This window comes from Brachyspira hampsonii, assembly GCF_001746205.1.
In the GTDB taxonomy this organism is placed as follows: Bacteria; Spirochaetota; Brachyspiria; order Brachyspirales; family Brachyspiraceae; genus Brachyspira; species Brachyspira hampsonii_B.
Genome location: NZ_MDCO01000001.1, coordinates 478,915 through 498,061, shown reverse-complemented (window position 1 = coordinate 498,061; position 19,147 = coordinate 478,915). Strand labels below are relative to the sequence as shown.

Here is a 19,147-nt window from a genome sequence, read left to right as displayed (position 1 = left end):
CCTAAAATAAATTATTATAAATTAGAAACCTTTTATAGGCTCTACTTCTTTAATAGCAGTTTCTATTTCATTTAATTGAGTATTTATTCTAGCATCAATATCGCCGAAGTCAGTTTCTATCATACAGCCGCCAACATCAACATTAGGGTCTTCAAGAACAGTTACACCTTCTATCTTATCAAGCATTTGATAAAATTCATCTTTATGTCTAGCGGAAACTTCCAAATCATCAATATTAACTCTAATAGTGATTTTTGTTCTTCCTTTAATTCTCCTTAAAGCTTCCTGAATATTTCTAATAACTATACCCTTATCTCTTTCTGTAAGCATTTTTACAACGCGTTTAGCTATAAGTACAGCTACTTCAATAACTTGAGATTCTGCCGCATCTATTATTTCATTTCTTTTATTAATAGTTTCAGCTAAGATTTTTTTCATCTTTTCTGTTAATTTTATTAAATCATTATTGCTGTCAGAAAAAGATTTTTCAAAACCTTCATCATATCCTTTGGCATAGCCTTCTTTGTATGCTGCATCTTTTATAGATTCAGATTCGCTTTGTATTTTTTCTTTTTCAGCATTAGCATCTTGTATTATTCTAGAAGCATCAACTTTAGCCTGCTCAGAAATAACATGTGCTTCATTTTGTTTGGATTTAAATATCTCAAAAGCCTGTGTTTTAGCATCTTCAATAATCCTGTCAGCCTCATCAACGGCTTTTCTTCTCATATCTCTTAAATCTTCTTCCCATTGAGCTCTAAGTCCCGCAATCTCAGCTTCAATTTCTTCAATAGAAGGACCTTTGTATTCTTCTTGTGCCTCTTCATAATCTAATTCTTCCTGCGATTTATGATGAGGTACAGCAATATTTACCTTCTGAGTAAGTTCAACAATACTTTTGGATTTAAAAACCTTTTCTGGCATAATTTACTCCCAATTATTATTATATTATTATCCTAAAAAATCACACAACCATTTCATCTTCACCGGCACGGGCAACAACGATATCACCTTGCTCTTCAAGCTTACGAATGATATTAACGATTTTCTGCTGAGCTTCTTCAACATCTTTAAGACGAACAGGTCCCATAAAGTCCATATCTTCTTTAAGCAATGCCGCAGCGCGTTTGGACATATTTCTGTAAACTTTATCCTGAGCATCTGTGTCAACACTTTTAAGTGCCTTAGCCAAATCGCTTGAATCAACCTCACGAAGCACCTTCTGTATAGCTCTGTCATCAAGCAATACAATATCTTCGAATACAAACATACGTTTTTTAATCTCTTCTGCAAGTTCCGGATCATCCTCTTCCAAGCTCTCAATAATACTTTTCTCAGTAGATCTGTCAACACTGTTAATAATTTCTACTATAGAGTCAATACCGCCGGCAGAAGTAAAGTCTTCACTAGCAAGAGTAGAAAGTTTTCTCTCAAGTACCCTTTCAACCTCTCTTAAAACTTCCGGAGATGTTCTGTCCATTATAGCAATTCTTTTAGCTACATCAGGCTGAATCTCTGTAGGCAAAGCTCCCAATATACTAGCAGCTTTCTGGGCTTCCAAATAAGCCAAAATAAGTGCTATAGTTTGAGGGTGCTCACCTTGTATGAAGTTGAGCAAGTGTGCAGGGTCTGTACGGCGTATAAAATCAAAAGGTCTTACCTGTAATGAAGAAGTTAATCTATTGATTATATCGCTGGCTTTCTGACTGCCCACAGATCTTTCAAGCAAGTCTCTTGCATAATCTATACCGCCTTGAGTTATGAAGTCCTGAGCTATCATCATCTCTTGGAATTCTCTAAATACTGCATCCTTATCAGCGGATTCTATATTTTCAAGTCTGGCAATATCAAATGTTATCTGCTCTATTTCTTCCTCTCTCAAATGTTTAAATATTTCACTTGAAGTTTCCATTCCGAGAGATACTAAAAATATAGCAACTTTTTGACGGCCGCTTAGCACTCGTTGTTTTTTATCTTTTTCTTTCTCTGCAGGCATAATTTATACTCCTAATTTTTATTATACTCAATTTTATTATTTACTACATTAATTAGCTTTTATCATCAGCCATCCAAGTACGAAGAAGCTGAGCAACATCATCAGGTCTTTCATGACTTACTCTTATAACTTCGTCCATAAGTTTCTTACGAGCTGCATCTTCTAAACTCATTTCGCTTATAGGCTCTTCATTAGCATTCATCATAGCCTGTCTGCGCATTTCCATCTGTTTGCGTTCAAGCTCTTCTTCTCTAAGTCTGCGTCTTCTAGCAAGTTCTTTCTGTATAGCTCTTATTGCCAATGCTAATACAAACAGTATAAGCAAAGAAATCATTGTTATGATTAATGTTTTTCTTATAAATCTATCACGCATAAGTTTAGCATCTTCAGCATTAAATCTGTCCCAATGGTCAAACTGAATATGTGTTACGCTTACTTGGTCTCCTCTTTTCAAATCATAACCAATAGCAGCCTGTACTAATGATGTAACATTTCTTATCTCCTCTGTAGTTACAGGGTGATACTCTCTTACATAACTATTTCCATTAGTTATGATAGGATCTCCATTCTGATCATAAGCCTTAGTCCATCTTCCGTCTAAAGCAACTGCAGCAGATATTTTTCCTATTTGATAACTTCCTTTCTTAATAGCTTCATATCTTTTGCTTAATTCATAATTGTCCTGTGCATCTGTTTTTGTATATGTCTGCCATCTGTCGCTTTTATCTTTATATCCCGGAGGTACATTTTCTTCAGCTCCTGCAGCACCTTGAGGTATAAATTGCTGACCTTTCCAATCCTCTGTTACTGTACGGCTTGATACTTGAACCTTATTAGTAAACTGACTGTCATCATAAGGTGTTGTAGGATCATCTTCTTTTAATATTATTGGAAGAACTAAATTATTTGTTATACTAACATCGTCCCATATAAGTTCTAATGCTATTGTTGTTTCTACTCTGTTAGTATATATTCTTCCCAATGTTTGTCTTATTTTATTTTCTATCTTTTTTCTTTCTCTGTCAACTATTTTTAATTCTTCCTGAGCTACTTTTAATTTTAAATTTGCAGCTTCATCTGTAAAATCTGTTAATACATATCCGGTACTGTCTGTAATTGTTACATACTCTGGTTTTAATTTATCAACACCCATTGCTATTAATTGCTGTAAGCCTCTCACTGTTTTAGGGTCTCTTAAAATATCCTCTTTAAAAGGCTGTGCTCTAATAACTACTGATGCTGTAACAGGTGAATCTATATCTGTTAAATATTCTTTCTTAGGAAATGCCAAATCAACTGTAGCTTCCTGTACAAAGTCTAATTTAGTTAAAAGCTGAGTTATAGCTTTAGTTAAAGATCTTCTTTTATTAATATCAAGTTCAACATCTGTTATACCAATACGAGGGGCATCGAATAATTCCCAGCCGTCAACTCCTGTAGGCATTCTTCCCTCTTTTACCAATTCTAATTCTGCTTTAGCCTTATCAGCTTCGCTATTAAGTGTAATGAATCCGTTTCTGTATTGATATCTTATGTTATTTGCATCCAAAACTGCTATAACATTTCTAGCATCTTCCTGAGTCAATGCCTGCTGAAACAATAATGTTCCTGTTCTTCTTGATGTAAGCATTATTGTTGCTATTATTGCTCCTAGACCTATTACTAAAATACCTATTAAAACGGCCTTTTGCAATGTTGTTGTTTTAGCAAAAATATTCTTTATTTGACTTGTTAATTTATTTATAAAGTCCTGCATTAGAAACCACCTAATAAAAGTTATCTTTAGAATTTATCGGATATAGTTATGTTTACTTTATGAAAAAATTATGAGGTTACATAACTATTTTTCTTTTTTTATGAATATTAGTTTACATAATTATTTTTGTCAACAAGTAAACATAATATTTTTTAAATTTATATTGGACTTTTTAGATTTTTTTGTTAAATTCATTAATTTAATATTAATGTTATTACAGACTAACATTTTTTTATGAAATTCTCAACTAAACTCAAAGAAAATAACACGCTTTGTTCTCTTACTGATTGTCTATCGCCTGAAAATATATTTTTATAAGCCTTAATATAGCCTTCTGCCGCTAAACATATCCATACTAATCCTACAGGTTTGTCAGCAGTTCCTCCGGAAGGTCCTGCTATTCCGCTTATTGATATTGATATATCACTTTTCATTATTTTTCTAGTATTTTCTGCCATTTCTAATACGCATTCTTCACTTACAGCTCCATATTTTTCTAATGTCTGCTTCTTAACATTTATAATCCTATGCTTAATTTCATTGGAATAAGTTACGAAAGAACCTTCAAAACATTCAGAAGAACCTGAAACTGATGTTATGCTTGAAGCAAATAATCCGCCTGTACATGATTCGGCTGATGTTATTTTCAATTTTCTATTTATTAAAAGTTTTACAACTTCAATAGATTTTTCTTCTATTGATTTTGATTCTATAGCTTTCATTACTTCATTTATTTCACTTGATTCATTATTCATAATTAATACCTAAATTTTAATAATATAATTATAAATATTTTTTATTCTTTGTCAAAATTATTTTTTATGATATTACAATTTTTAATTTATATTGTAAAATTTTTTTATTTCATCTGCAGTTTTATGCAAATCATTTTCATTTATTCTTCTATGCTCTTCTCTTCTAAACCAAGTAAGCTGTCTTTTAGCAAAATTTCTAGTTCTTTTTTTTATAAGTTCAATAGTATCTTCTAAACTCATAGATTGATTAATTAAATAATCATAAATTTCTTTATATCCTATAGCCTGCATTGAAGTATAAGTATTATCAATTCCCATATCAATAATTTTTTTTACCTCATCAAGCAAACCTTTTTCAAACATTATATCAACACGCTTATTAATATTATCATAAAGAGTTTCTCTATCAATATCAATAACATAGCTTAAATAATCCAAATCAATTACAGGTTTTCTTAATTTTTTTAACTCAGAGAATTTTTTTCCCGTATTGTAATAAACTTCCAAAGCCCTTACAACTCGTCTTGCATTAAATCTGTCTATATTATCAGCAGCCTCTTTATCTATACTCAAAAGTTCTAAGTATAAACTTTCAAGCCCATATTTATCTATTCTTTCATAAAGCTCTTTTCTAATTTTTTGCGAGGATTCCTGATTATCATTTTCTTCATCAAAAATACCATACTTTATAGCATCTATATAAAAACCTGTACCTCCTACACCAAATATAGGAACATTATCTATGCTGTTTATTACATTTTTAAATATATCAAGGTATTCTTTTATATTAAAATTGACTGAAGGTTCTAATATATCTACCATTTTATAATTGTATTTTTTTATTTCTTGTGCGGAAGGTTTGGCAGAGCCTATATCCATATATCTATAAACTTGTATGGAGTCTATAGATATTATGGCGGCATTATTGAAATAGTTATCTATTAATTTATGGGCAAAACTGCTTTTACCTGAAGCTGTTGCCCCTGATATAAATACTATCTTTTTCACTATTTATTTATTCATCTTTTTTCTTTGAAGATTTTTTCTTCTTTTTGGATTTTTCTTCATCTTCAGAATAATCGTCATCATAATCATCATCGGCATCATCTGAATCAGCAGCTGCATATTCAGAATCATTTTCCTCTTCTGAAGAATCATCTTCTGAAGCATATTCACTTTCATCATAAGCAGCCTCAGAATGTTTAAAAGGTGCTTCTTCATCTACAATCATATCTACACCATCTTCATATTCATACTTAATTTTTCCGTCAAGTATGTTTTTCATAACAGTAGGTATATATTTTCCGCCTCTGTATTTAGTTTCACCTTTAAGAAGCGTACCGCCGTTTTTAGCTAATTCAATCATAGCTTTGCTAAGTTCATAGCGGTTTCCTTTATATTCTATAAGTTTCTCTAACGGTATTATACCCATATATTAAACTCCATGTATATATTTAAATTTATAATTTTGAATTGATTGCTTCTTCTAATTTTTTATAAGCTTCTTCAATATCATCATTTTCTATGATAACATCAAATTGATCTTTATACTCTAATTCTCTTTTGGCATTCCAAATTCTGAGTTTTATACTTTCTTCAGTTTCGGTTCCTCTGTCTTCTAACCTTTTTTTTAGAATTTCCATAGAAGGAGGAGTTATGAATATATAATTAGCCTCTATTCCTTTTTCCTTTATATATAAGGCACCTTGAATATCTATATCTAGTATCAAAATATTATTTTCATCATCAGCTTTTTCTAATTCTCTAAATGAAGTTCCGTAATAATTATCATGAACTAATGCCCATTCTATGAAATCGCCCTCTGATATCATCTCTTCAAATTTTTCTTTATCTATGAAATAATAGTCTTTACCGTCAACTTCATTTTCTCTTTTAGCTCTAGTGGTATGCGAAACACTGAAAACTGCATTAGAATGATTAGCCATATACTTCTTTATTAAAGTAGTTTTGCCGGCTGCCGAAGGGGCTGTAATAACAACGATATTGCTCATAATACACCAAATATAGAATTGCATTTCATTATATTATATTAATAAAAATATTTCAAGTTTTATATTAAAAATATTCATATATTTATAGAGCTGCTATCAATATATCATACATATCACACATTAAATAAACAAGTTTGCTTAAAAATTTATTTCTGCATAAAACTGTTATATTAATTGATATTTATTTATTTTAATGTATAATAAGTCAAGTTCAAAAATCAAGGGGTTAATTTTATGTCAGAAGTTAGAGTTCGTTTCGCTCCGTCTCCAACAGGTTTTTTACATATAGGAAATGCCAGAACTGCATTATTTAATTGGCTGTATGCCAAAGCTATAAAAGGAAAATTAATTTTAAGAATAGAAGATACAGACCAAGAAAGAAGCACTAAAGAAGCTGTTGACATGGCTATAAAATCATTAAAATGGCTTGGAATAGATTGGGACGAAGGTCCTGAAGTAGGAGGAGATTACGGTCCGTATTTTCAGTCTGAAAGACTCGATATATATAAAAAATACACTGAAAAACTAATGGAAGAAGGTAAAGCATACTATTGTTTTTGTACTTCCGAAGAATTAGAAAAAAAATCTAATATGCAGAGAACTCTCAATCAGCCTATTATTTATGACGGCAAATGCAGGGATATACCTTTAGAAGAGGCTAAAAAAAGAGTTGCAAATGGAGAGCCTGCTAAAATAAGATTCAGAGTTCCCAAAAATCAAACAGTTACTTTTGATGATTATGTAAGGGGCGTTGTAAAAACAAATAGTGATGAAATAGGTGATATCATTATTGTAAGAGAGAATGGATTTCCTACTTACAACTATGCTGTAGTTATAGATGATATGCTCATGAAAATTTCTCATGTAATAAGAGGTGAAGATCATATATCAAACACTCCTAAACAAATACTTATTTATGAGGCATTAGGTTCTGAAGTGCCTAGATTTGCTCATACTTCTTCAATACTTGGAAATGACAGAAAAAAATTATCTAAAAGGCATGGTGCTGCTACTTTAATGGAATATAAAGATGAAGGATTCCTACCTCAGGCTATGAGAAATTTCTTAGCTTTGCTTGGTTGGACTCACCCAGATGCTTTAGAGACTATGGTTGATGATGATATGATTAAAGCTTTTAAATTAGACCGTTTCTCTAAAAGTCCTGCAATCTTTGATACTGCTAAATTAAGGCATTTGAATGCTTGGCATATTAAAAATACAAATTTAGATGAAATTACAGAACTATTCATACCATATCTAGTAAAAAGCGGATTTTTAAAAGAAAATTATACCGAAGAAGAACATGCCTGGGCTAAAAAACTTGTTTCTGTTATAAGACATAACTGTGTTGTTTTATCCGACATTGTAAAATATGTTCCTGTTTTCTTTGAAAATGATTTTGAGCTTACTGATGAAATGAAAGAAATGGTTAATAAAGAAGAAAGTAAAAAACTTCTTCAGTTTATCAAAAATGATATAGAAAATACTGATGAAATTACCGATGAATATATGAAAGCATTAATCAAAAAAGCTCAGAAAGAAACAGGATTAAAAGGTCCTAATCTATATCACCCTATAAGATATGTATTGACAGGAAGTTCTGCCGGAAGTGAATTATCACATATATGCGAGCTTCTAGGCAAAAAAAATGTTCTATACAGATTATCTAAATATATTTAATATAATTGGGGTAAAATATGATTAATGGTAAACCTTTAATACTTGCTGTAGATGATGAAGAATCTATTAGGGATCTTATTAAATATACTTTTGAACCTCATGATTTTGAAATCGTTACAGCAGAAAATGGTAAATCAGCTATAACTATATTAGAACATAACCCTGTTGATGTTATTATCACCGATTTGCTAATGCCTTCTATGACAGGACTTGCTCTTATAAGAGAAATGAAAAAAAGAAAAAGTTCTATACCTATTATAATAATTACAGCTTATGGTAATACTGAAATGGTAAAAGAGATTATTGCCGAGGGTGTTTTCAGACTAATAGAAAAACCATTAGATTTTGACATATTAATTCCTATAGTAAATGAAGCTATAGAATATAAGAAAGATCAGGAAAATAAATAATTAATTTCATTATAAAAATAAAAAAGGCTTGAGTTATTAAAACTTGAGCCTTTTATTTTTTATTTATATACATTTTGCTGCATAAAAATCTATGAGTTAGTTTGTGCTATTCTGTTATAATATTTAAAACTTTCATAAAAAATATTATAAAAAATATTGACATGATAAAATATGAATATATAATGATTTTATGTTTAATTTTATTAATAATATAATTACATCCAAGCTCCAAGCTCCAAGCTCCAAGCTCCAAGCTCCAAGCTCCAAGCTCCAAGCTCCAAGCTCCAAGCTCCAAGCTCCAAGCTCCAAGCTCCAAGCTCCAAGCTCCGCCATAAATTTATAGTCTTCAATAATAACCTATCAATTAAAAATATATACTTAATCAATAATATCTTATCTTTTGTCATTGCAAAAATTTTAATTAATAAAAATTTAATAAATATATTTTTTAAGGAGAAAAATATGAAAAAACTTTTACTTACACTAATGATATTATTATCTTTATTTGCTGTCGGATGCGGAAATAAATCTACAAACCCAAATACTACTAATAACAATACAGTTCATTCTCAATCCTTTACAGGTAATTTTACATTCGGAACATTTGGAAATGCTTCTGCTTTATCTATAAATGAAGACGGAAGTATTTATATGAATATGGATAATCTTTTATTAACTATAAAAAAAGAAATGGTTACAAAAATATCCGATTCACAGTATACAATAAAAGGTCAAATGCCTACTATAAAATATGATAATACTTCATCAGCAGCTGCAAAATCAGTAATGTTTGCTCAAAGTGCTTCTGATATGAATACTGTAGATGTTTCACTTAATTTAAGCGGCGGAAGTTTATCATTATCTGGTCAAGTTAATAGTGATAATGTGAATGCTAATTTAACAGAAGTAAGCGGATATATACCAAGCGATTATGCAGGTATATATTACTTGGAGGGTACTCCGAATACTGAAATTGAAATAAAATCTGATGGTTATGTAAGTCTAAAAAGAATACAAAATGGTAATACTAGTTTAGAACAAAATTATACTGATAAATTGATAAAATTATATGAAAATGAATATCTATTAAATGAAGGTTCTTTAGAAAATAATTCATTGTCTTCAGGTCAAATGACTACTAGTGATGCCGAAAGTATTTTAGTGGCAGAAACTTTGAAATATTATAATATATATACAAAATCTACTTTAAAATTTGAAAATAATATCATTACAATGGAAACCAAAAGGCTAAATATAGATTACAAAGATTATAATACTATTAATAATTATATTCAAGAAATAATTAAAGATATATCATATACAAACCAAATTGACTATTCATTAATTACAGTAAAATTTGAAAATCCAGAGTCTTTAAAATTTATAAAAAAATAATAATTATGATAAAGTAAAAATAATAAAAGGCTTGAGTTTATTAATAACTTAAGCCTTTTTTAATTTTTAAAACAAAATATTAACAAATCAATCAAAAAGATTCTCTATTTTTTCTCCTGCTTTATCTAATGCATTTTCAGCCTTTTCACCAGCTTTTTCCATATTTTTTTCTGCTTTATCCATTGACTTTTCTATCTTGTCAGTAACTTTGTCTATACTTTTTTCAACCTTATCATCTTCACAAGACACAAAAACAAATGATAAAATAATAAAAGCAATAAAAATAATTTTTTTCATAAAGTTTTCACTCCTAAAATATTTTATTCTGCTAATGAACAGTAAAGTATAGCCCAATAAGTGTTTTTAGCATTCTTATATATTCCAATACCAATATGAGTATAATCCATATCCAATATAGAAGAAGAATCGCTTGGATCTTCAATCATAGCTTTGAATATACCGTTTGCTGTTTCATATCCTGTTCTTATAGATTCTCCGTAATAAGCTACTTTTATACCATTTTCTAAATATACAGTATGCATTTCGCTTCCGTCAGGTCTTTTAGATTCAAAAACTTTTGATATCTCTTCTGCTCTGATAGCTGCTGCTTTTTGCAAATCTTCACTTGTTTGATATGCTTCAAGCCCTGCTCTTTGTCTCTCCTCATTTATTAATTTAAGAAGTTTAGCAGACTGCTCAGGGTCTTGGGAAAATAAAGGCAATGCTAAAAATAAAATACTAAATGTGATTAAAATAATTTTTTTCATAATAAAATCCTGAAATATTTATATAATATATAATCATTATTAATCATAATCGTAAAACACTTTATACTATTTTTACATCAAATAGCCGCCGCTTTTTTCTAAGACTTCAGCATATTTTTTCACGCCCGTATTAACATTCATAAAACTCTTATCATAACCAATAGCTCTTAATTTCTTTAAATCCGCCTGTGTATATTTCTGATATTTACCTTTCAAAGCATCTGGAAATGCTATATACTCTATTTCAGCTGATTTATAAACTTCTTTTAGTGCCTTAGCAATCTCTACAAAACTCTCAGCATTTCCTGTGCCGCAGTTGAATATACCGGATTTATTTTCATTCTCAAAAAAGAAATTATTAACAGATACAACATCATCTATATGTATAAAATCTCTTAAAAAATTCTCACTTCCTTCAAATATTTTCATTCTCTCCCCTGCTTTTATCTGATTAAACAAGTGAAAAGCAACAGAAGCCATTCTTCCTTTATGATTCTCCTTAGGTCCGTAAACATTGAAATATCTAAGTCCTACAACCTGACTTTGAACTTTATTTTCTTTGAATAATTTATTTAAATATCTGTCAAACTGATATTTTGAAAAAGCATAAACATTCAAAGGATATTCATTTTTTTCATTCTCCTCAAAACCATTTTCACCATTACCATATACTGAAGCACTTGAAGCATATAAAAATCTTATTTTTTTATACAAACAAACATGAAGTATATTTTTTGTATATTCATAATTATTTTTCATCATATATTTTCCGTCTGTCTCCATAGTATCAGAACAAGCTCCCTGATGAAATACAGCCTCAACTTTATTATCATTGACAAATGAATTTAAATAATCCGAATTAAAATCTTCTTTATCAATATAATCCCTGAATTTAATTCTATTTAAATTCTTATGTTTAGAAGCGTTTTTCAAATTATCTACTATTAATATATCATCAATTCCTAAATCATTTAATCCCCTTACTATATTAGAACCAATAAATCCGGCTCCTCCTGTTACTATAATCATATTAAATCCTCCGATTTTTATAATTTATATTATTAACTATTAATTTTTTTTATAATATTAGTAGTAGAATATCCATCTACAAAATCAATTAATACAGTTTCCTTTGAATATTCTCTTCCGACAACATTTTCTATTTTATAATCGCCGCCCTTTACCAAAATATTCGGTCTTACTATTTTTATAAGTTCAAGCGGTGTATCTTCATCAAATATAGATATATAATTAATGCATTCTAAAGCAGAAAGAACAATAGCTCTGTCAATTTCATTATTAATAGGTCTGTCATTTCCTTTTAAACGCTTTACAGAATCATCGCTATTAAGTCCCAATATGAGTAAATCCCCAAGTTCCCTAGCCTTCTGCAAATACTCAACATGTCCGCGATGTAGTATGTCAAAACAGCCGTTTGTAAATACTATCTTTTTATTCTCTTCTCTATATTTATTTAATACACTGTCTAAATTATTTCTTTCTATGAGTTTTTTATTTACCATTATTGATTTATTCCAATTCTATATTTATTGTATTAATTATATCATGTAACATATTAATAACAAGAACTTAATAAAAACATAATTAAACTTTATATTCTAAAAAAGAAATAATCTCTATATGATAAGTATCAGCAAACATATCTATAATATTTAAATCTGATAAATTATAATACTCTTTTAATAGGTTAACATCACGGGCAAAAGTCATAGGATCACAAGAAACATATATAATTTTTTTAGGCTTTATTCTTATTATTTCATCTATTACTTTTTTATTAATTCCCTCTCTAGGCGGATCTAATATTAAAACATCAATATTATAATTAATATTTTTTAATGTTATTAAAGCATCTTCATTTTTTATATTAAAACCATATTTATTTGCTATAAGTACAGAATCTTTATTTATCTCTGAGGAAATAAATCTATAATTATTATTAAAACTTTTTATTCTATTTTCTAAAGCTGCTGTGAAAAATCCGCTTCCTGCATAAAGCTCAACTATAGTACTGTCATTATTATTTAAATACTTAATGACATTATACTGAAAATCATCAAGAAGATATAAATTACTTTGAAAAAATGTTTTATGCCCTATCGGAATATTACCGTATTTAGTTTTATAAAGTATAGTGTCAGCTCCATAACTTTTAATATTTTTATTATGCCTTACAGTTATTCCTTTAAAATATTTTTCAAAAGGCTTTATGTTTATTTTTTTATTAAGTTCAATAAAAGCAAGAGCTTCACTGTTATTATTTTCTATAGCATAAATATTTCCTGTTATATTGTTTTCAGATGCAAAGTTTTTTATTCTTTTAAATAAACTCTCTTTTAAAATAATGCATTCATCAATATTGACAAAATCATTGCTTTTAAATCTACAAAAACCTATTTTCCCATTATAGGCTATCATATTAACTCTAAGTCTGTAATTAAAATTATCTCCGAAAATTATTTTTATATCTTTGTTAAAATTAATATTTCTAAGAGCATTTAAAACTATATTCTTTTTTATATCTAATTGTTTATTATATTCTATATGATTAAATAAACACCCTCCGCATATACCAGAATACTTGCATTTTGGTTTTATTCTATACTTAGAAGATTCTATTATTCTATTTATAGATGCATAAGAAAATTTTTTGCTTTCTTTAGTTATAGTAATATCTAATATATCCTCTTCAACACTATGAGGTATAAATATAACCTTCCCATTTTCATCTTTTGCAATTCCATATCCGCCGTAAGCAGTATCTATAATTTTAACTTCCATAAATTTATATTAAAGTTTATCTATTTCCTCTATAGTTAATCCTGTATTATCGCTTATAAATTTTACATCCAAACCTGATTTTTTAAGACTTCTAGCTATAGATAATGCCTTATTTTTCTCTCCTTTCTCTATACCTTGTTCTATTCCTTGTTCTATACCTTTCTCTATACCTTCTTTTATGCCTTCTTCTTTTCCTAATCTTCTCTCCTCATCAAGCATTATTTGATTACCGTATAAATACGCCTCTTTTTTCTCATATTCCATCATCATTAATTTACTTTTGACAAAATTATTATATTTTTTCTGCACTTCTTCCATTATAGGTTTTTCTTTTACTATTTCAGACATAGATACCTCCAAATTTTTACTTGTAAATATTTTAAGCCAATAATTTAAATCTTTAGATAATACATTTTTCTTAAACTTTTTTAATTCTATTATATGTATTTGTAAATGGTCAGTCAGAAGTTTTTTATTATTCATCTCATAAAGCATATAGCATGAATGTATATTTTTAGTTTTATCTAAATTAAAATTTAATAGATTTATACTTATTACAGGAGTAAGCTCATCATATCTTTCACCATGTTTTAATAATTTACTATAATTAGCAGCCCAATAATAAAGTATGCGTTCTGGAAATCTTGAATTACCTTGTAATTGAATCTCTATAATAACAACAGATCCATTTTGAGTAATGCACTTGACATCAACAATAGTTTCTTTCAAATTTTTATTTTTTTTCAAGTTGAACGGAGTCAGTATTTCCACAGAACGAAAAGTCTTCATATTAGCATTAATCATTATAGAATTAATAAAATCTAAAAGTATAGCCTCACTGCTGCCTTTATCAGTAAATAGATATCTTATAAAATAATCATTTAAAGGATTAAAAGTTTTTGCAGTATTTAAATTTTTTCTCATGAATATATTATACTGAAAATCATAAAGTTTGTCAAAATAATATTTCAGTATTAAAAATAATCAGAAAAATAAACCTGTTCTTTAGGTATAATAGATTCCAATAAATTTATTCCTTTTAAACTAGATTCTATTCTTCCTATTTTGTACAAATAAGAAGGAGATTTATAACTCATAAGCATTGTTGTAAGAGTTTGAATATTCATTCTTATAATGTATCTGTCTTTGCCATTTCTTTTATATTCTTTATTAAGTCTTTTACAAACAGTATTTTTATTCTCATCCCAATAAATTAAAAAACTTCCGTTATTCCATTTAGCCATATTATCTTTTATTATTAAATTGATTTTTTTATTTTTAGGCTTTCTTAAAAAAGGATAATCATTAATAAATGCCTTAACATCAGTAATTCTCGCCATTATATAAGGTCTTATAGTTTCTTTTATTTCGCTGTCCTCAAGCAAAAATGCTATAGGCTCATTAGTATAATTATAACCTTTAACTTTATCTACCATAGAGAAATGTGCCGATATATAATTCCAAAGTCCGAGTCTCGCTTCAAAATTAAGATAAACAAGTTCTTTTATATGAAACACATCATTTTCTATAATATAAACCAAAAAACCTTTAGCCTCTTCTTTTTCATCATAATATATTGCAACTATAGTATCATCTACTTCCCATCGCCAATACTCTTCCCATTCTAAATCTCCTCTGATTAAAGCACCATGCCTTGTACTAGAAAATTCATTATAAAGATTTATTAAATCTTCGCTGTCAGAAGCAACTCTCTCTACCCTTCCCCTATCTGTTATGTTTTTTGGAAGCTGAGTATCTTTTATTTCAAAACTCATCTTATCGGAAATAATCTCCCAGCCCTTTCTTCTATAAAATGGTATTGAATAAGGATATAAAACAGATATGGTTTGACCTTCCTTTTTCATATTCTCAATACTCTTTATCATTAAATCATTCATAAGTCCGAGATTAGAATATTCTGGATAAGTAGCAACTCCTGTAACTCCTCCCATTTTATATATAACCCCATGTATATTCATTTTCATAGGATAAACAGCAATTTGAGAAGCTAACTTTTCACCGTCAAACCACCCCAAAACTTTAGCCTTACTTAATACAGCAGATTTCGCCTGTTTTATTTCATCAATATCATAACCTAAATTTATAAGCTCATTATTGCTCACTTGAAATGCATATCTTAATAAATTATTAAAATCATCTAAATCTTCTAATGTTAAATATCTTATTCTAAATTTATCTTTTTTCTTCTTGATTATATTATATTTACTATTATGAATGCTCATCGATTTTGTACCTATATTTTACATAAAATACAGTTAATATAAATAAATTACTATCAATTATTTTCTGAATTTTCTATATTAGCCATAAACAATTCATCTGAAGGAAGAACTAAATTTTCAATATTATCTTCTTTTCCCTGACATAATTTAAAGAAATCACAAAACTCACAATGTCTTCCAACCTTTTTATCGAAAGCTCTGTCATATCTTATGTCATCAACTATCTCATCAAACCATTCCCTTAGATAATTAATGGATTCAGGAGTAAACTCTATAGTATCTAATTTATCGTCTTCAAAATGGTAATAGGAACCGCTTGTAACCTTACATTTAAGTCCGTCCAATATACAAGCATATAATTTAAGCTGTATTGTCTTTCTTTCTCTCTCTTCATTATCTTCACCGACATCATAATACTTTGTTGTTTTATAATCTACAATCTGTAACGTTCCATCGGCAGATAAATCTATTCTGTCTATTCTTCCAAATAAAATATAATCCCTAACCCTATTTTCCATGTAGCTTTCTATTCTATAAGGTACTTTCTGTCCGAATGAATTAAAGAAATTAGAAAGCATATAAAGACCTCTTTCACCAAGTTCCTTCTCTTCTTCCCTACTATTGAAAAATGCCCTTATACCGCTTCTTTTCCATACATTTCTGAATATATTATATAAATTATCTAAAGTCCTTTCTTCAGCCCTCTGTTCATAAAATTCTTTACAAGCTAAATGTATAGCATTACCAAATATAAAATAAACATTAACACTTCTTTTTTGCTTTTTAAAAGGTTTTTCTATATAAGTATATCTATACTTTCTAGGACAAAGCAAATATGTAGACATGCTGTATTCACTAAATCTTTGTAACTTTTTAGCTTCCATAATTTTTTATTATTACTAATAAAAATTGCATCAAATAGAATTGATAGCACTAACAATTATTTATTATTATTTCCAGATTCTGCTGAAGTATATTTATTGAGCAAAGCTTTTATATCGGTATCAGTAGTAAGATCCACAGGTTTTTTACCTTCTATGTCAGCTATATTGGCATCTGCATTATTTTTCAAAAGAATCTCTACAGCTCTATAACTATCAGAAGCAGCCGCAAAATGCAAAGCAGTCCAACCATCATCATCTTGAATATTAACATCTGCCTTATATCTAATTAATACGGCTATAACTGTTACTTGATTATTCATAGAAGCCCACATTAAAGGAGTAGTGCCTGTACTGTCTCCAACATTAACTATATCTATACCTGAATTTTTTGCTGCAGCAGATTCTAATATTGCAGCAACTGCATTTGGATATCCCCTTGCTGAAGCAATATGAATAGACATAGCATCATCTATATTATCTTTAGCAAGTACATCAGCACCATAGCTCAAAAGCATACTCACTATATCAGCATATCCGTAATATGAAGCAAGCAAAAGAGGTGTCTGACCATCAGCATACCATTTATTTTCTCCATTATTATTTTCTTCATCAATTAATATTGTATCAGCAGGAAGTACAGGATTCATATCAATCCTTTTATGGGATAATAATTCTTTTACCACTAAAGTATTATCAGATTTAACTGCCAAATGTAATGCCGACCAACCTTCAGAATTAGTGCTATTAACATTTGTTCCTTTTGATAATAATTCTCTGACTTTATTAATATCACCTTTTTCTATATAATCAAAAAATTCATTGTTGGAGTTGGTAAGTGTATCATTTTCCAAAGTTTCAGAATTTGTCATATTTTGCGAATATAATATAAAATTAAATAAAAACAAACTAACCGCAACAAATATTTTTTTCATAGGAATACCCTCAACTATATTATATTTTTATAAAATTATAGTATATATTTAAAAATATACAACAATTAATATAATAATTTTCATATTTTACTACTTGATATATTATAACATATAAACTAATATATCTAAATATTTTAAAAAAGGAGATTCTTTTTATGAATAACTATAATAAAAAACACTATAAAAACTTAATTGGTAAAATTAAGTTTTTTTATTTCTCTATTTTTTGTATTATGTTAATTAGCTTAAATATTAAAGCATATTCTCAAACTACAAATACCAATGATATAAAAAGATACGGACAATTATCAGCATCTTTAGAAATGGTTGCTTATGGAAGAATGAGCGATTTAATAGAACAGACAGGAAATGAAGATACATTAGGAGTTTTATTATACGGAGATTTGCATTACATAAAAGAATATAAATATGCCTCAATAGAAGCAGCATTCAATGCCAGATTCTATGAGCCATTATCACATAAAGCAAGATTTTATCAAAATATGTCTCCTCCTGTTTTTGATTTCTCTAAGATGAATATATTTATAAATTTTAAATATGTAGGAATAAGAGCAGGAGTTCTGGAGCCGTACACAAAAAATATCCCCATGACATCATACTTCCCTACATTATTTTATTATCACACTGTAAGCAGCAATAAAGCAACGGTACTTTCAGGACCAAGAGATATGCCTATAGGTTATGAAACACAATTCATACCAAGATATGATACAGGTTTGATGGTAGAAGCAAATTTCTTTGGAGTTTTTATCGGAGTTGGTTTAGTTAATGGAGAAATGGGGCTTGATGCCAATTCATCTAAAGGCTTAATGGCTAAGGTGGCATACAGTAATGATTATATTAATACAGGTGTAGCAGGCATTGTTACAGAAATAGGTTCTCAGCCTATTAAAGAATGGGGAGACAGTGTTAATGCATTTTTCTATTTTAAGAACGGAAAAGACGGAAGATTTACAGTTGGAATCGAAGGCTTTTGGTTCAGACATGGTATAAGAGTGGATAATGAATATTTTCCCGGAGAAGCAAATACAAATAAGCCGCATTTCAATAATGGATATTATACAGATTTTTCAGTACAAACCTTCAATGGAGGAAACCCGTATTATGGTATGAGCGGATTCATATTTTTTGAGGCTAGAAGATTATGGAAGTTTGATATAACTGCTCATTTTGGCATACATGATAATAATATATTTTCTGATGCACAAGATATTTACCAGCTTAAATATAGGGCTTTCTTAAAAATAACTTTTAATGTAACTGATGACTTTAAAATAATGATTTCGGATACATTTACTTATGATCCTGTATATAAAAATAATTATCAATATTATGAATTAGAAAACAGAAATCAGGTTGGAGTTATTTCTTATAATGAAAAAAACGGACATTATACTGTAGACAATGATTTTTATTTAGGGTTAAGTTTTAAATTCGGAGGAGTATGGGGTAATAAATAGACTATTAAAAAATAATTAAAAATTAAATCTTTAT

The 19,147-nt window shown here is 28.7% G+C and carries 21 protein-coding genes; 4 read left to right on the top strand and 17 right to left on the bottom strand.

The features are described 5' to 3' along the window. Positions 1 to 21: 21 nt before the first annotated feature. From fliH to gmk, 7 genes are all read right to left on the bottom strand, one after another. Positions 22 to 924: a flagellar assembly protein FliH gene (gene fliH / locus BFL38_RS02225; RefSeq protein WP_069725526.1), complete on the bottom strand. Its 903-nt coding sequence runs from the start codon at positions 922 to 924 to the stop codon at positions 22 to 24. A gap of 40 nt (positions 925 to 964) precedes the next feature. Further along, entirely contained in the window at positions 965 to 1,996 is a 1,032-nt protein-coding gene (gene fliG / locus BFL38_RS02220; protein WP_008724563.1) for a flagellar motor switch protein FliG, read from the bottom strand. A 52-nt stretch (positions 1,997 to 2,048) separates the two neighbouring features. Continuing rightward, positions 2,049 to 3,752 carry a flagellar basal-body MS-ring/collar protein FliF gene (fliF, locus tag BFL38_RS02215; protein WP_069725525.1) on the bottom strand — a complete coding sequence of 568 codons (1,704 nt, stop codon included), beginning with the start codon at positions 3,750 to 3,752 and terminating at the stop codon, positions 2,049 to 2,051. 221 nt (positions 3,753 to 3,973) lie between these two features. Continuing rightward, a complete protein-coding gene (locus tag BFL38_RS02210) occupies positions 3,974 to 4,474 on the bottom strand; it encodes a CinA family protein (protein ID WP_069725680.1) in 501 nt (166 codons plus the stop codon). 114 nt (positions 4,475 to 4,588) lie between these two features. After that, positions 4,589 to 5,515, bottom strand: a complete 927-nt coding sequence (gene miaA, locus BFL38_RS02205; protein ID WP_069725524.1) for a tRNA (adenosine(37)-N6)-dimethylallyltransferase MiaA — start codon at positions 5,513 to 5,515, stop codon at positions 4,589 to 4,591. Positions 5,516 to 5,522: 7 nt separating this feature from the next. Continuing rightward, complete coding sequence (locus BFL38_RS02200; RefSeq protein WP_069725523.1) at positions 5,523 to 5,939, bottom strand: DNA-directed RNA polymerase subunit omega; 417 nt, start codon at positions 5,937 to 5,939, stop codon at positions 5,523 to 5,525. A 28-nt stretch (positions 5,940 to 5,967) separates the two neighbouring features. After that, a complete protein-coding gene (gene gmk / locus BFL38_RS02195) occupies positions 5,968 to 6,519 on the bottom strand; it encodes a guanylate kinase (RefSeq protein ID WP_069725522.1) in 552 nt (183 codons plus the stop codon). 234 nt (positions 6,520 to 6,753) lie between these two features. On the opposite strand from gmk, the gene gltX reads away from it, so the two are divergent. Together gltX and BFL38_RS02185 are read left to right on the top strand one after the other, a co-directional pair. Continuing rightward, on the top strand, positions 6,754 to 8,199 hold the full coding sequence (gltX, locus tag BFL38_RS02190) for a glutamate--tRNA ligase (RefSeq protein ID WP_069725521.1): 1,446 nt from the start codon (positions 6,754 to 6,756) through the stop codon (positions 8,197 to 8,199). A gap of 17 nt (positions 8,200 to 8,216) precedes the next feature. Next, complete coding sequence (locus BFL38_RS02185; protein WP_008731011.1) at positions 8,217 to 8,609, top strand: response regulator; 393 nt, start codon at positions 8,217 to 8,219, stop codon at positions 8,607 to 8,609. 215 nt (positions 8,610 to 8,824) lie between these two features. Here the strand turns inward: BFL38_RS02185 and BFL38_RS15310 are convergent, their stop codons facing one another. Then, positions 8,825 to 8,959 (bottom strand): hypothetical protein, encoded by a 135-nt coding sequence (locus BFL38_RS15310; RefSeq protein WP_256097167.1) that lies wholly within the window; start codon positions 8,957 to 8,959, stop codon positions 8,825 to 8,827. Positions 8,960 to 9,071: 112 nt separating this feature from the next. On the opposite strand from BFL38_RS15310, the gene BFL38_RS02180 reads away from it, so the two are divergent. Further along, a complete protein-coding gene (locus BFL38_RS02180; RefSeq protein ID WP_069725520.1) occupies positions 9,072 to 10,004 on the top strand; it encodes a hypothetical protein in 933 nt (310 codons plus the stop codon). A gap of 87 nt (positions 10,005 to 10,091) precedes the next feature. Here BFL38_RS02180 and BFL38_RS02175 read toward each other — a convergent pair whose 3' ends face one another. The 9 genes from BFL38_RS02175 to BFL38_RS02135 all read right to left on the bottom strand — a co-directional run bounded on the left by BFL38_RS02175 (position 10,092) and on the right by BFL38_RS02135 (position 17,632). Continuing rightward, entirely contained in the window at positions 10,092 to 10,301 is a 210-nt protein-coding gene (locus BFL38_RS02175) for a hypothetical protein (RefSeq protein ID WP_069725519.1), read from the bottom strand. A gap of 23 nt (positions 10,302 to 10,324) precedes the next feature. Next, positions 10,325 to 10,771 (bottom strand): CAP domain-containing protein, encoded by a 447-nt coding sequence (locus BFL38_RS02170; protein ID WP_069725518.1) that lies wholly within the window; start codon positions 10,769 to 10,771, stop codon positions 10,325 to 10,327. Positions 10,772 to 10,843: 72 nt separating this feature from the next. Then, a complete protein-coding gene (gene rfaD, locus BFL38_RS02165; protein ID WP_069725517.1) occupies positions 10,844 to 11,800 on the bottom strand; it encodes an ADP-glyceromanno-heptose 6-epimerase in 957 nt (318 codons plus the stop codon). Between the two features lie 32 nt (positions 11,801 to 11,832). Then, positions 11,833 to 12,294 carry a D-glycero-beta-D-manno-heptose 1-phosphate adenylyltransferase gene (rfaE2, locus tag BFL38_RS02160; protein ID WP_069725516.1) on the bottom strand — a complete coding sequence of 154 codons (462 nt, stop codon included), beginning with the start codon at positions 12,292 to 12,294 and terminating at the stop codon, positions 11,833 to 11,835. An 82-nt stretch (positions 12,295 to 12,376) separates the two neighbouring features. Continuing rightward, positions 12,377 to 13,573 carry a class I SAM-dependent RNA methyltransferase gene (locus BFL38_RS02155; RefSeq protein WP_069725515.1) on the bottom strand — a complete coding sequence of 399 codons (1,197 nt, stop codon included), beginning with the start codon at positions 13,571 to 13,573 and terminating at the stop codon, positions 12,377 to 12,379. A 9-nt stretch (positions 13,574 to 13,582) separates the two neighbouring features. Beyond that, entirely contained in the window at positions 13,583 to 14,497 is a 915-nt protein-coding gene (locus tag BFL38_RS02150) for an Rpn family recombination-promoting nuclease/putative transposase (RefSeq protein WP_069725514.1), read from the bottom strand. A 50-nt stretch (positions 14,498 to 14,547) separates the two neighbouring features. Next, positions 14,548 to 15,816, bottom strand: coding sequence for a GNAT family N-acetyltransferase (locus BFL38_RS02145; RefSeq protein WP_069725513.1), 1,269 nt, complete (start codon positions 15,814 to 15,816; stop codon positions 14,548 to 14,550). A 53-nt stretch (positions 15,817 to 15,869) separates the two neighbouring features. Next, the gene (locus BFL38_RS02140; protein ID WP_008731817.1) at positions 15,870 to 16,700 is read right to left on the bottom strand and encodes a RecB family exonuclease; all 831 of its coding nucleotides are present in this window, start codon (positions 16,698 to 16,700) and stop codon (positions 15,870 to 15,872) included. Between the two features lie 56 nt (positions 16,701 to 16,756). Then, on the bottom strand, positions 16,757 to 17,632 hold the full coding sequence (locus tag BFL38_RS02135; protein ID WP_069725512.1) for an ankyrin repeat domain-containing protein: 876 nt from the start codon (positions 17,630 to 17,632) through the stop codon (positions 16,757 to 16,759). A 233-nt stretch (positions 17,633 to 17,865) separates the two neighbouring features. On the opposite strand from BFL38_RS02135, the gene BFL38_RS02130 reads away from it, so the two are divergent. After that, positions 17,866 to 19,113, top strand: coding sequence for a hypothetical protein (locus BFL38_RS02130; protein ID WP_069725679.1), 1,248 nt, complete (start codon positions 17,866 to 17,868; stop codon positions 19,111 to 19,113). Positions 19,114 to 19,147: the final 34 nt, after the last annotated feature.